The organism is Mesorhizobium huakuii (genome assembly GCF_014189455.1).
Classification (GTDB): domain Bacteria; phylum Pseudomonadota; class Alphaproteobacteria; order Rhizobiales; family Rhizobiaceae; genus Mesorhizobium; species Mesorhizobium huakuii_A.
This window is the reverse complement of the sequence record NZ_CP050296.1, coordinates 56,729-69,912: the sequence shown is the minus strand read 5'-3', so window position 1 is coordinate 69,912 and position 13,184 is coordinate 56,729. Positions and strand designations below refer to the sequence as shown.

Genomic DNA, 13,184 nt, shown 5'->3' with positions numbered 1-13,184 from the left:
GATTTTGGGCGACATGCATCGCCTCCCATATGGCGATATCGCGCGCAAACGTCCAGTTCCGGCCCTGCATTCCAATCCTGTGGACCGTTATGCCAATCGCCTGAGATTATTGCGTGCCGCGCACTTGTTTCGCCGGAAACGATTTGCTACACGCCGCGAGCCGGTCGGTTCCGGCTCCTACCACGTGCGGTCGTGGCGGAATTGGTAGACGCGCAGCGTTGAGGTCGCTGTGGGGCAACCCGTGGAAGTTCGAGTCTTCTCGACCGCACCAGTATTTTCCGAGGCAAGCCTTCGGACGCCCTGAAATCACCTCCGGCAATCCTGTGATCATCGACCCCGAGCACGGCGCCGACCCTCCTACAAGGGTTGGACGTCGGGCCCATTCGGCAGATCGACGGTAACGACGAGCCCGGTTGGCTGGTTGTCGTGCAACTCTATCTTGCCGCCATGGCCCTGGATGATATCCGCGACGATCGAAAGGCCGAGACCGAAACCATGCTTCGACGCAACGCCGCGTGACATGTCCTCCTTGAAGAAGGGTTCGAAAACGCGGGAGCGCGCCGTCATCGAAATGCCGGGCCCATCGTCGCCGACCGCGATGCGCGCCGCCGTGTCGGTCTGCGTCAATGCGACGGTGACATTGCCGGCGAATTTGACCCCGTTGTCGCACAAATTGGTGACGGCACGCGCCAGCGCATTGGGTTTGCACCAGCCCAGAAGCCTGTCGGGTCCGGAATAGGAAACCGAAAACCCGACATCGGAGAATTCGGCACAGACGGTTTGCAGCACGCTGGCTATGTCGGCCCGCTGCAGCTTCTCCGTCGAGACGTCGTTGCGCAGATAGGTCAGGGTCTCGTCGATCAGATCCTCGATGTGCCGGACGTCGGACAATATGGCGGTTCGAACAGGGCCGTCCTCCATGCGCTCGGCGCGAAGGCGCAGCCGCGTCAATGGCGTGCGCAGATCATGACTGACGCTGCGCAGCATGCGCGTGCGGTTCTCGATCATGGTGCGGATACGCGTTCTCATCCTGTTCAGCGCGCGTGCCAGGCCGACCATTTCGATGGAGCCGCGTTCGGCGAAAAGCTCGTTGCCATTCTCGATCTCGGCCTCTCCCACTGCCGCCGAGATGCGCTTCAACGGCTCCGTCACGGCCCAGACCGCAAACAGCCAGATCAGCACGGGCAAGGCGATGAAAGCCATGAACCTGTAGAACGAGACGCGGACGAAACCTGATGTCAGCCAGGAATCGGGCATGCCGAAATGCGCCAGGACGCTCTGCTGGTCCAGATCGATGACAAACGCGTACCTGCCGCCGGTCCTTATCCAGCGCCCAGCGATCGAACTGCTTTCGATCTGGAGAAGCCATGTGATGCTTCGCCATTGCAGATAGGAATCCGGAATATTGCTGATCTGTTGCCTGGGCAGGATCTTGAAATCAAAGCCGGCGCGTGTCGCTGCGGCCAGAACAGTGCCGCGGGCTTCGGTTTGTGTTTGGCGCAACAAGGCAGCGACAATTGCAGCTCGCCTGGCGCTGTCTTCCACGACGGGGAGGTCGGCATTCTCGATCAAACCTTCGAAGGCCGATCCGGCGGACATGATCACGATCACGGCCATGAAAATGATCGCCGCGAACTGCCCGCGCACCGACTGCGGCAGGAAGCGGCGGACCAGATCCCTCACGCTTCCTCCACCGTGGCGGTGAAGATGTAGCCACCCAGCCGGACAGTCTTGAGAAGAACCGGATCGCGCGCGTCCTTTTCGATCTTTTGGCGGATCCGGCTGACATGGACGTCGACGCTTCGCTCGATCGGGCCGGCAAGCCCGGCATGGGTGACGCTGAGAAGCTCCTCGCGCGACAGAACACGGCCCGCATTGCGGCAGAACGCCAGCAAAAGGTCGAATTCGTGCGTCGTGGTCGCAACCCGTGCATTGCTGGGATCATGCAATTGTCGGCGAACGGGATCGAGGCGCCAGCCGTTGAAGCGAAGCACCTTTGTGCGGTCGCGTTCGTCGGGAGCGTAGGCCGTGCGGCGCAGCAACGCCCTTATCCTTGCAGTTAGTTCGCGCGCGCTGAACGGTTTCGTCACATAGTCGTCGGCGCCGATCTCCAGTCCGAAGATGCGGTCGATTTCCTCGCCAAGCGCCGTCAGCATCAGGATCGGAACGTTCGTTTGCGCGCGAAGCCGGCGGCAGATGCTGAGGCCGTTCTCACCAGGCAGCATGATATCGAGCACGATGAGATCGAATTTCTGGTTGCGAAGCGCGGCGTTCATGCGGACGCCGTTTGCGGCGATTTCCACGATCATGCCGTTTTCGCTGAGCGTTTCGCCCAGCATGCGCGCGATCTCGATATCGTCTTCGACAATGAGGATATGCGGGCCTTGCCTCGGCGATTTGAACTCGGCGTTCAAATCGATCCGGCTTGCCGCAGCCTGCATTGCATTATGTGTGGGCATCAAAACCGATATCCGACAAGGAGCATGCCCATGGGCTGGACCTTGTCGACAACAACAGGGCTGTCGGCAGCGTCCCCCATAAGAATGCCGACCCCCGCCTGGCCGCGCACCATCCAGTTCGGATTGAGCATATATGTGGCGGAAATCGAAAAATCGGCGCGTTTCAACCCGGCGCCGGCATCATACTGGGCCAAACCAGAGCGGGCCGATTGCTCCGGCGTGACGCCAAAATAGGCCTGCATGTATTTTTCGTCGGCGAAGACGACCGATGCGCCGGCGCCGACCATCCATGACGGAGACAGAGGCTGGGTCACCTCGATGCCGAGCGTGCCCTCCAGGCCGTCGCTGCCGCCGATGGTCTTGTCCAGTTGCGCGTAGATTTCAGCCGGGCCGAACTTCACCGCCGCCTTGGCGCCGACGATCGCGCCCATGTCGACATCCCCCAGGCCGCGCAGACGATCGGCATCGTCTTCCTTGCGGCCCATGTCGTAGCCAAGCCGCGCACTGAGTTCGAACGGTCCTTGTTCATAGACGGCGATGTTGGCGCCCGTCGGATCGATCGTCACCGTGTCGAGGAATGTCGCCGATATGAAAGGCACCGGCATGACGTTGAACTCGTTGCTGCCCTCATATTTGGGGACGATGATGGCGCCGCCGCCCAGGACGACATGCCAGTCCGCCAGTTTCTGTTCGAAGCGCCCGAAACGCGTGGGATCGGGCGGCGGGGTCAAATCCTCGGTATCGACGGCAATGGCGTCCGCCGCCTGCACGATCTCCGTTGAAAACAGGATTGCCATCGCCGCGAGGGAGGCCCGGCCGGCGAAGAGTCCAGAAACCATTTTGAACATGCATGCTCCAGAGCAGAGAGGCAGTAAGAGCCCCCGATGCTCCGGACTATTTCAGGCGAAGATGGCTGCATGCGTGAAGTGATGTTAAGTTTTGTTGCGCAATCTTGGCCCGATCTTGTCGCCCGGCGACAAGCGCGGGAGGTCAATCGACGACTTCTGCTTCCAGAGCGCCACCTTGCCCTCGGCCACCGTCAGAGCGGCGAAATGCTCGATAACGGCCAGGCGATAGGCCGTGATGTCGATGGAACAGCTTCGAAAACGCGGCCGCGGTCTCATAGCCGACACGGGTCGCAATCCGTGCAATCGCCTCGTCGCTTGTTTCGAGCAGAAATGCGGCCTCCGACATCCGGCGTGAGATCAGATAACGGTACATGGGCTCGCCAACGAGCTTGGTGAAGCGAGCCGAAAACGCCGAGCGACCAAGTCCCACGCTTTGCCCGAGGTCGCCAAGCGTCCAGGGCCGATCCGGTCGTTCGTGGATCAACTGAAGGGCCGGCCCTATGTGCGGGTCCGCCATCGCTCCCAGCCACCCGCCTTCTCCGGGGCCGAGCGACTTGATCCAGCTTCGCAACACCTCGACGAAGAGCACTTCAGTCAGACGTGACAGCGCGACGCCTTGTCCGGGACGCTCGAACGCCGCCTCGCTCACCATGCGTTGCAGAGATCGCCTCGAGCCATCCTCCGTCTTCCGTCGGCTTCAGGAGAAGCAGGGGCGGAAGCAATTCCAAAACGCTACCGCGCGACGGCCGCGCCACAGTGAAATTACCACAGATCATCGTCGCGAGCGGCTGCGCGCCGCCTCCGTGACGAATGAGGCCAAGACGCCCGGCCAGCCGATCGATGTCGACAATCGGCAACGGCTCCGTCCGGCTATCCGAGTAGATCACATGGGGCTCGCCACGCGTGACGACGACAAAGTCGCCCTCGCTCATGTGGAGTTCTTGTCCCTTTTCGAGCGCGAGGGTAGCCGAGCCACGGCTGAGATAGTGGAACAGGGCATAGGGGCGCTTTGGCAACGCGACATTCCAGGGATGGCCGAGCTCGAAGTGGAACAGCAAGGTTCCGCCAAGGCGAACGCGATCGAGCACTTCAGCGAGGATGTCCATCGTCCCGATGTTAATACGACGGACGGTCAGACACAATATTCGGACGATTGAGGCCTAACGTCCAAATGCTCCACGTATTAGTTGATCGCAAGTCGAGCCAACAGGTCGCGCGGCAACCATCACCCGAACGGCAGATGGGAGAACCGCGACCGTTGCCGACACGCCTGCCTTTCCCCGGACCCGCGTCGTCCGTCATTTCAACAGGAGCAATCAATGCGAAATCTTCTACTCTCAGTCGCCACCGTGCTCATGACCGGAGCAACAGTCGCGGCCCCCGCCCAATCAGCTCAACTGCCCAAGGGGGCGGCTCACAATATCGTGCTCGTCCATGGCGCTTTCGTCGACCAGACGAGTTGGAAGCCGGTTGCCGATATCCTCACGAAGAAGGGCTACAACGTAACGCTCGTCGAAAACCCGCTCACCTCCCTCGCAGCGGACGTCGATGCCACCAAACAGGCGCTTGCCAAACAGAGCGGCAAGACCGTCCTCGTTGGCCACTCCTGGGGCGGTGTGGTCATCACTCAGGCAGGTGACGATCCCAACGTCTCGGCGCTCGTCTACGTCTCCGCATTCGCGCCCGACGTGGGAGAATCTCTGGCGAGCTTAGCCAAGAGCGGTCCGGCAACCGAAGGCGCCGCGGCGATTCACCCCGACGAAAAGGGCGACCTCTACATCGATCCCAAAGTGTTTCCTTCGGCAGTCGCGGCCGACCTTCCTCCGGAGATCGCCGAATCCTTGGCAAACCATCAGCTCCCGTTGAACCACACGGCGTTCGAGGCTCCCGTCGATAAGGCAGCCTGGCACGACAAGCCGACGTTCTATGTGATCAGCACGAAGGACAAGGTCATCGCACCCGAGGTCCAGAAGATCTTCGCCAACAGGATGAAGGCCCAGACGACGGAGGTCGCCGGCAGCCATGCTTCCCTGGTCGTCCACGCGAAGGAAGTCGCCGCGGTGATTGAAAAGGCCGCACTCGTGAAGTGACGATACCGCTCCCGGGACTTTCGTGCCGGGAGCACCACCGGTGCTCGGCGGGCTACGGAATGCCTTGGGCCGCGAGCGGCTCAAACCTGGCCAGAACCGCACCAGCTACTCCCACTCGATTATTTTATGCCAAGCATCCGGAGGATGACATGACTGAACTCGACACCGCGAGCCAGAACGCCGCCACACTGGAAACGGCGCCCACCCGCTACATCGAAGGCGGCGGAATCCGTTTCGCCTATCGCCGCCTCGGCCCATCGACCGGAACGGCGTTGATTCTCCTGCAGCATTTCTCGGGTAACATCGATGCATGGGACCCCGCCGTCGTGAATGCCCTGGCCACCGATCGACCGGTCATCGTTTTCGACAACGCCGGGGTCGGCCGCTCGACAGGCCAAACGCCCGACAATATCGCGGCGATGGCCCGGGACGCGGTCGCCTTTATCAAGCTGCTCGGTCTCTCCCAAGTCGATCTGCTGGGCTTTTCCCTCGGCGGCTTCATCGCCCAGCAGATCGCAGCCGAGCACGCGACGCTGGTCCGCAAGCTCATCCTCGTCGGCACCGCTCCGAAAGGCGGAGAGGAACACCTGTTGGCGGTTCTGCAGGACGCGTTTTCCCAAACCGAGGCGCCGGACGTTCGCCTGCCGCTGTTCTTCACGAAGTCGTCCGCCAGCCAGTCGGCCGGCCGAGCGTTTCTGAAGCGGGCGAAGGTGCGTAAGGAAGATCGGGATACCGATAACGGCAGCACGGTGACGGATCCACAGGCCAAGGCGCTTATTACCTGGTGCGCCACACCAGATCCCGAGCACGCTCTTCTGCGCGCCATCCATCAGCCCGCCCTTGTGGTCAGCGGCAGCCACGACACCATGCTGCCGGCGGACAACGCCTACGCAATGTTCAAGGCTCTAAGCAACGCCCAGCTGGTCCTCTATCCCGATTCCGGCCACGGCGCCCTGTTTCAGTACCCTGAATTGTTCGTCAGCCACGTCCGGACGTTCCTGGAAGCGTAATCGGCGGAGGCATAGTCCGGCGCGCTCGGTCGCACCTTTATTCATGAGAGCTGTTGCGGAGAAAGAAATGACAATCGCAAAGGTCGAGGTTGAGCGTTTCAGCCTGACGTGTTCCAAACCATTCGACGCCGTTGTGGCCGCGCTCAAGTCGGCGGTCGGGCAACCTGACATGGTCGAGTTTTTCAAGGCGACGAGGGCTGCAAATTCCTTTCCGGAATTGGAGCGCGTTGTACAAAGCGGCCTCGGCCGCACAGGTCTCATGCTCTTCGCGGAATTCGACCTGGGCGCCATTCTGCGCCGGGAAACTGGATTCGACTCTCCAAGAAGCATGCGATTCCTGGTGGGCAATCCACTCATCATGAAAGAAATGGTCAGGCACGTTCCCGATGCTGGATCTTACGCGCCAGTCACAGTCCTTGTTGATGAACGTTCCGATGGCGTGCATGTCTCCTACGACAAAATGGAGAGTTGTCTGCTCCCTTATGGCAGTTTGGAGGCTCTTGCCGTCGCCCGCGATCTTGATGTGAAAATCACAACCTTGTTACGCGAATGCGCGCACTAAGCTCGTGATGACGCTTCAGGCGGCAGGTTACTCCCCACCGCGTTTGGCCATGACATGGCATCGGCGCTGCTGCCGTTGGGGCTTGGCCCGCCCGGCACGGCGCTGGAGGTTTCAATTCTCGGCGAGCGGCGCCCGGCAAGGGTGACGCCGATCGCCGGCTCTCCCTCGTGCGCCAGCCCTTTGCCGCCGAAAGCGATGCGCTGTAGGTGCCTTGAACGACCACGGCTTGGCAAAAACCGAGCCTATCCCGTCCACCCAAGGCCGGCCGAGATGCAATTGATCGATACGAGCAGAGCGTCAGTGGCTCGCTTTTGATCTACTGTCCCGGTGTTTGTCCGAACTTCACGCAACAGATCGACCTGCAGCCGGTGAATATCATCCATCTGTCGCCGCAGATTGTCGAAGCGCCGCTTGAACATTGGAAAGCGCGCGGAGAGATCGCCTCCCGTGAGGTCACCAATCAGGCGCCGCGTCAGCTCGTATTCGGCGGCGATGCGGGCGTAGATCCGTCGAGCCGCATCGCTGTCGGACACCAGGCGGGCGTAGAGCTGAGCGATCTCCATGTCGGACTGGTAAAGCGTCTTTTCGGCCTCGTCGACGATCAGGCGGAAGAAGCGCGAGTGCTCGAACATGCGCGCCAAAAGCTCGCGCCCGGCCTCGCCGCGCACCGTGACGAAAGCGCTGAGCGCGCTGCCGATGCCATACCAGCCGGTCAGCAGATGACGGTTCTGGCTCCAGGCGAACACCCATGGAATGGCGCGCAGGTCGGCAATACCGCTGGCGCCGAAACGGCGCTCCGGCCGTGAGCCCATTTTCAGGAGCGCCAGTTCCGCGACCGGGCTCGCCTGGTTGAAATAATCGAGGAAGCCAGGCTCAGCCATCAGCCCGGCATAGGATGCCTGCGACATGCCTGCCAGCGCTTCCAGCGCTTCATTGAACTCCGGCGCTTCCTTCGGCTCGACATCACCGGGCGATCCGACACTGTGGGCCAGCACGCCGGCGGCGAGAATCTCGAGCTGGTTGAGGCCGGTGCCGCGATTGGCGAATTTCGACGATACGACCTCGCCCTGCTCGGTCACCCGCATGATTCCAGCGACAGTGCCTTCGGGCTGCGCCGCGATCGCCCGGCCGGTCGGTGCGCCGCCACGGCTGACAGAGCCGCCGCGACCGTGGAAGAAACTGATCCTGACCTTGTGCTTGTGCCCGACGGCAGCGAGGCGCTTTTGCGCTTTTGCCAGTTCCCAATTGGACGCGAGGAAACCGCCGTCCTTGTTGGAATCTGAATAGCCAAGCATGATTTCCTGGCGCGCGCCGAAATCTCGCACCGTCCGTCTCACCAGCGAAACGCCGAGCAAATCATTCAGGATGCCAGGGGCGGCCTGTAGATCAGCGATGGTCTCGAACAATGGCACGATCCGCAGCCTGATTGTGCCGCCACCGGGCGAGGTTGAAAGTCCGCAATATTGCGCCAGCAGATAGACCGCGAGAAGATCGTCGGCCGAGCGGGTCATGCTGAGGACGAAAGAGCCGACGGCGTCGGCATCCAAGCCGGACGTATGGTCGCGGATGACAGAGAATGTCGAAAGCAGTTCACCTGCTTCAGGCGAGAGCCGGCCTGCGTCGATCTCCAGCTGCTCGCCCTGGCTGATGGCCGCGCGAATGCGCGCCGACCATTGCGGCGTGCCGGCTGCGACCGGATCGGTGGGATTTGTCAGCGCAAACAACTCGGCCAGCACCCGGTTGACCACCGTGGAGTTCTGCCGGATGTCGAGCGAGACCGTACGGAAGCCGAAGCTTCCGACTTGCCAGAGCAGAGGCTGGACGAAACGCTTGGCTACCGCGCGGCCTCCAATCGCTTCGAGAACACAAGACAGGCCGTTCAGATCAGCACGAAGCGCCTCTGCCGAGTGGTACGCCGCCATACCGCCATTTCGCGTGGCCTCCAGCCGGGCAAGCAAGGCCGAAGCGAACTGGCGAAGCGGTTCGTCAGGGTTGCGCGCGGCGATCAGGTGCGCCTGTCCGCTTTTATCGAGCGCGGTTTGCAGCACCGGTTTGAAGCTGGTCGGCAGAGCGACGACATTCGAGCTGGCGCTGAGCACCGTCACCAGCCGCTGCACCTGCGTCAGATACCAACCCATGGCGGTATCGCGGTATTCGGTCACGGCATGGGCTGTGACCGCGGCCGTCACATTGGGATTGCCATCGCGATCGCCGCCGATCCACGAGGCATAGCGCATGAAGGAGGGAATTCTGATCGGCTCTCCCGGATAGTGACGCTCGAAGGCGCCTTGAAGCTTGCCATAGAGCTGCGGCGTTGCCTCGACGATGACTTCGCGAAAGAAATGCAGCCCCCAGGCGATTTCGCGTTCGACAGTCGGGCGCTCAAGTCGCAACTCGCCCGTCATCCACAGAAGCTCGATCTCGCTTTCCAGATCGGCGATCAACAGGTCGCGTTCGCGCGGCGCCCAGCGCGGCTGATCGAGCTCGGTCAGCTTGCGATAGATACGGCGGTGGATCTCCAGCACCGTGACGCGTTTGGCCTCGGTCGGGTGCGCGGTCATGGTCGGGCCGACGCAAAGCTCATTGAGCGTCGCCTGGACTTCCTGCGCTGAGTGGCCATTGGCTGCCATCTGCGCGACAACGCTGGCAAAGGAGCCCGGCACTTCGTCGAAGCCCGCGCCTTGTTCGAGTTCGCGACGCGCCCGCATGGCAAGCAACTCGTCCGCAATCGCCAGCAACTGGAACCATACGCCGCTCGCCTGAAGTGCCGGGATGCGCTGCTCCGGGGCGAGGGAGACAAGCGACCTGCGTCCGGTCAGAACGGCGGCGATCTCGGGCTCACGCGCGCTTGCGACCTGCAGCAGCAGGCGCAACAAAAGGCTGCGCTCGTCCTCACGAAAGTTGATGCGTCGGCTCTGTTCCAAACTGCTTTCCTGATCTGTCCGCATCGATTGCTGCTATAGCCGCGCCCTGTTTCGAGGGCAGCGCCGGCTGCCGGGCGACCCAATCGGGGACCGGGTGACCCTCGAAGAAGGCGGTCGGGCAACAGCACGACGTCCTCCAGCGGCTGCGGTGCCGCTGGGACAGACTTCACGTCTTGCGCCATGCGGCCTTCGCCCGATCGGCCATCACGCCGCCTTCTTCATCCGCGCCAGTGTATCGGCAACGACCTCGCCGAAGGAGGAAGGCGTCGGCACGATGACGACACCGGCCTCTTTCAGGATTTCGACCTTTTCCTGCGCCGACTCGCCGAAGGCCGAGATGATGGCGCCGGCATGGCCCATGCGGCGGCCTTTCGGGGCGGAGAGGCCGGCAATGTAGGCGATCAGCGGCTTGCGCATGTTGTCGCGCGCCCAGATCGCGGCTTCGGCTTCCTGCGGCCCGCCGATCTCGCCGATCATCACCACGGCGTCGGTCTCGTCGTCCTGCTCGAACAGCTTCAGCATGTCCTTGAAGGAGGAGCCGTTGATCGGGTCGCCGCCGATGCCGACACTGGTCGACACGCCGATGCCGAGCGCCTTCATCTGCGAGGCGGCCTCGTAGCCGAGCGTGCCGGAGCGGCCGACGATGCCGACCCGGCCAGGCAGGTAGATGCTGCCCGGCATGATGCCCATCAGCGCCTGTCCCGGCGTGATGACGCCGGCGCAGTTCGGGCCGATCAGCCGCATGCGGTCCTCGTAGCGGTAGCGCAGCATGTAGCGTTTGACCTGCATCATGTCCTGCGAGGGGATGCCGTCGGTGATGCAGACGCAGAGTTTTATGCCGGCATCCGCCGCTTCCATGATCGAGTCGGCGGCGAAGGGCGGCGGCACGAAGACGATGCTCGCCTCGGCGCGGGTCTCGCGCACCGCGCCCTTGACCGTGTTGAAGACGGGCAGGCCGAGATGCTTCTGGCCGCCCTTGCCGGGTGTGACGCCGCCGACCAGCTTGGTGCCGTAGCGTTTCATGTCCTCGGCGTGAAAGCTGCCGATCTTGCCGGTGAAACCCTGGACGATGACCCGGGTGCTGCGGTTGAGCAGAATTGCCATTTTTTCGACCTCCCTCAGGCTGCTTTTTTCTTCTTGGCGGCCGCGCGCCAGGCGGCGACGGCCTTTTCGGCGGCTTCGGCCAGCGTGTCGGCAACGATCACCGCCTCGCCGGAATCAGCCAGAATGCGGCGGCCTTCCTCGGCCTTGGTGCCGGAGAGCCGCACCACCAGCGGTACGTTGACGCCGACTTCGCGTATCGCCTTGATCACGCCTTCGGCGACCCAGTCGCAGCGGTTGATGCCGGCAAAGATGTTGACCAGGATGGTCTCGACATTCTTGTCGCCGAGCACGGCGCGGAAGAATTTCGCCACCCGCTCGGGTGAGGCGCCGCCGCCAATGTCGAGGAAGTTGGCCGGTTCGCCGCCGGCGATCTTGATCATGTCCATGGTCGCCATGGCGAGGCCTGCGCCATTGATGATGCAGCCAATATTGCCGTCGAGACCGACATAGGAGAGGCCGCGATCGCTGGCGAAGGTTTCGCGCGGGTCTTCCTGGCTCTTGTCGCGCAGCTCGGAGATTTCCGGCCGGCGAAACAGCGCGTTCTCGTCGAACGACATTTTTGCGTCGAGCGCGATCAGATTGCCGTCGCGCGTCACCACCAGCGGATTGATCTCCAGCATCGAGGCGTCGTAGTCGCGGAACACCTGGTAGCAGCTGAAGATGGTTTCGGTCGCCTTGCCGATCAGATTGTGGTCGAGGCCGAGCCCGAAGGCGATCTCGCGCGCCTGAAAGCGCTGCATGCCGACGCCGGGATCGACCGATGTGCGCAGGATGGAATTGGGTTCTTTCTCGACAATGTCCTCGATCTCCATGCCGCCGGCAGCCGAGGCGACGATCATGACGCGCTCTTCCTTGCGGTCGAGCACGAAGCCGACATAGAGCTCCTGGGCGATGTCGACCGCTTCCTCGAGATAGAGGCGCGAAATCAGCTTGCCGCGCGGGCCGGTCTGCTGGGTCACCAGCTTGCGGCCGAGCATGGCTTCGGCGGCGTTGGAGATTTCCTCGTCATTGGCGCACAGCTTGATGCCGCCGGCCTTGCCGCGGGCGCCGGAGTGCACCTGCGCCTTCAAGACCCATTTGCTGCCGCCGATCTCGCGCGCCCTGTAGGTGGCCTGCTCGGGGCTGTAGGCCAGCCCGCCGCGCGGCACATGTACGCCGTGGCGGGCGAGCAGTTCCTTGGCCTGATATTCGTGGATGTCCATTGTCGTCCTCCCGTAACTTTCAATGCGTCGCGATGCGGATCTGGCCGGCGCGTTCGATGGCCTCGTTGACCACCAGAACGTTGCGCGCCATGCGTTCCGACGCGGCGTCGATCATCTTGCCGTCGAGTGCGGCCGCTCCCTTGCCCTGCGCCTCGGCCTCCTTCAGCACTTCGAGAATGCGCCTGGCGCGCGTGACCTCTTTTTCCGGCGGCGAGAAGACGTCGTTGGCAAGCGCGATCTGCGAAGGGTGGATCGCCCATTTGCCTTCGATGCCGAGGGCGCGGCGCGCCTGGCGCCGGCGATATAGCCCTCCGGATCAGAGAAATCGCCGAACGGCCCGTCAATGGCGCGCAGGCCGTAGGCGCGGCAGGCAACCGTCATCCGCGACAGCGCGAAATGCCACTGGTCGCCGGGATAGTCGGGGTTGAGGCCGCCAATATTGACGGTGCGCGCCTTGCAGCTCGCCGCATAGTCGGCGACGCCGAAATGCATGGCTTCCAGCCGGCCGGGCGTCGCGGCAATCGCCTCGACATTGGCCATGCCGAGCGCGGTCTCGATCAGCGCTTCGAGGCCGACACGGGTCTTGTAACCCTTGGCCATCTCGATCTGGTTGACCATGGCTTCGACCATGTAGAGATCCGCCGGCACGCCGACCTTCGGCACCAAAATGGTGTCGAGCCGGTCGCCGGCCTGTTCCATGACGTCGACCACGTCGCGGTACATGTAGTGGGTGTCGAGCCCGTTGATGCGCACCGAGACGGTCTTGCCCTTGGCGCGCCAGTCGATGTCGTTCAGCGCCTGGATGATGTTCTTGCGGGCGCGTTCCTTGTCGGGCGGGGCGACCGCGTCTTCGATGTCGAGGAAGACGAAGTCGGCGGCGCTGTTGGCCGCCTTGTCGATCATCTCCGGGCTGGAGCCCGGAACCGCCAGCTCGCTGCGTTGCAGGCGGAGTTTCTTGAGGTGGTTGATGGTGTGGCTCATCGTC

9 protein-coding genes, 1 tRNA gene and 2 pseudogenes are annotated in these 13,184 nt (G+C 62.7%); 4 read left to right on the top strand and 8 right to left on the bottom strand.

The features are described from left to right. Positions 1–186 precede the first annotated feature (186 nt). A tRNA-Leu gene (locus tag HB778_RS00325) sits at positions 187–271 on the top strand. Positions 272–357: 86 nt separating this feature from the next. Here the strand turns inward: HB778_RS00325 and HB778_RS00320 are convergent. The 4 genes and pseudogenes from HB778_RS00320 to HB778_RS42705 all read right to left on the bottom strand — a co-directional run bounded on the left by HB778_RS00320 (position 358) and on the right by HB778_RS42705 (position 4,413). Then, entirely contained in the window at positions 358–1,683 is a 1,326-nt protein-coding gene (locus tag HB778_RS00320) for a sensor histidine kinase (protein WP_183460545.1), read from the bottom strand. Continuing rightward, positions 1,680–2,441 (bottom strand): response regulator, encoded by a 762-nt coding sequence (locus tag HB778_RS00315; RefSeq protein WP_179298216.1) that lies wholly within the window; start codon positions 2,439–2,441, stop codon positions 1,680–1,682. Before HB778_RS00315 ends, HB778_RS00320 begins: the two co-directional genes overlap by 4 nt. Before the next feature lie 17 nt (positions 2,442–2,458). After that, complete coding sequence (locus HB778_RS00310) at positions 2,459–3,307, bottom strand: MipA/OmpV family protein (RefSeq protein WP_183460543.1); 849 nt, start codon at positions 3,305–3,307, stop codon at positions 2,459–2,461. Between the two features lie 142 nt (positions 3,308–3,449). Beyond that, positions 3,450–4,413, bottom strand: a pseudogene (locus tag HB778_RS42705) (cupin domain-containing protein). A 213-nt stretch (positions 4,414–4,626) separates the two neighbouring features. Between HB778_RS42705 and HB778_RS00300 the strand changes: the two are divergent. The 3 genes from HB778_RS00300 to HB778_RS00290 all read left to right on the top strand — a co-directional run bounded on the left by HB778_RS00300 (position 4,627) and on the right by HB778_RS00290 (position 6,969). Continuing rightward, positions 4,627–5,397: an alpha/beta hydrolase gene (locus HB778_RS00300; protein WP_183460541.1), complete on the top strand. Its 771-nt coding sequence runs from the start codon at positions 4,627–4,629 to the stop codon at positions 5,395–5,397. 149 nt (positions 5,398–5,546) lie between these two features. Beyond that, positions 5,547–6,407: an alpha/beta fold hydrolase gene (locus tag HB778_RS00295; RefSeq protein ID WP_183460539.1), complete on the top strand. Its 861-nt coding sequence runs from the start codon at positions 5,547–5,549 to the stop codon at positions 6,405–6,407. A 67-nt stretch (positions 6,408–6,474) separates the two neighbouring features. Further along, entirely contained in the window at positions 6,475–6,969 is a 495-nt protein-coding gene (locus HB778_RS00290; protein ID WP_183460536.1) for a DUF302 domain-containing protein, read from the top strand. Positions 6,970–7,211: 242 nt separating this feature from the next. Here the strand turns inward: HB778_RS00290 and HB778_RS00285 are convergent, their stop codons facing one another. The 4 genes and pseudogenes from HB778_RS00285 to HB778_RS00270 all read right to left on the bottom strand — a co-directional run bounded on the left by HB778_RS00285 (position 7,212) and on the right by HB778_RS00270 (position 13,180). Next, on the bottom strand, positions 7,212–9,893 hold the full coding sequence (locus tag HB778_RS00285) for a phosphoenolpyruvate carboxylase (protein WP_183460534.1): 2,682 nt from the start codon (positions 9,891–9,893) through the stop codon (positions 7,212–7,214). A gap of 204 nt (positions 9,894–10,097) precedes the next feature. Continuing rightward, positions 10,098–10,997, bottom strand: a complete 900-nt coding sequence (gene sucD / locus HB778_RS00280) for a succinate--CoA ligase subunit alpha (RefSeq protein ID WP_096447120.1) — start codon at positions 10,995–10,997, stop codon at positions 10,098–10,100. 14 nt (positions 10,998–11,011) lie between these two features. Then, complete coding sequence (locus HB778_RS00275) at positions 11,012–12,199, bottom strand: malate--CoA ligase subunit beta (RefSeq protein WP_183460532.1); 1,188 nt, start codon at positions 12,197–12,199, stop codon at positions 11,012–11,014. Between the two features lie 19 nt (positions 12,200–12,218). Then, positions 12,219–13,180, bottom strand: a pseudogene (locus HB778_RS00270) (HpcH/HpaI aldolase/citrate lyase family protein). Positions 13,181–13,184 lie beyond the last annotated feature (4 nt).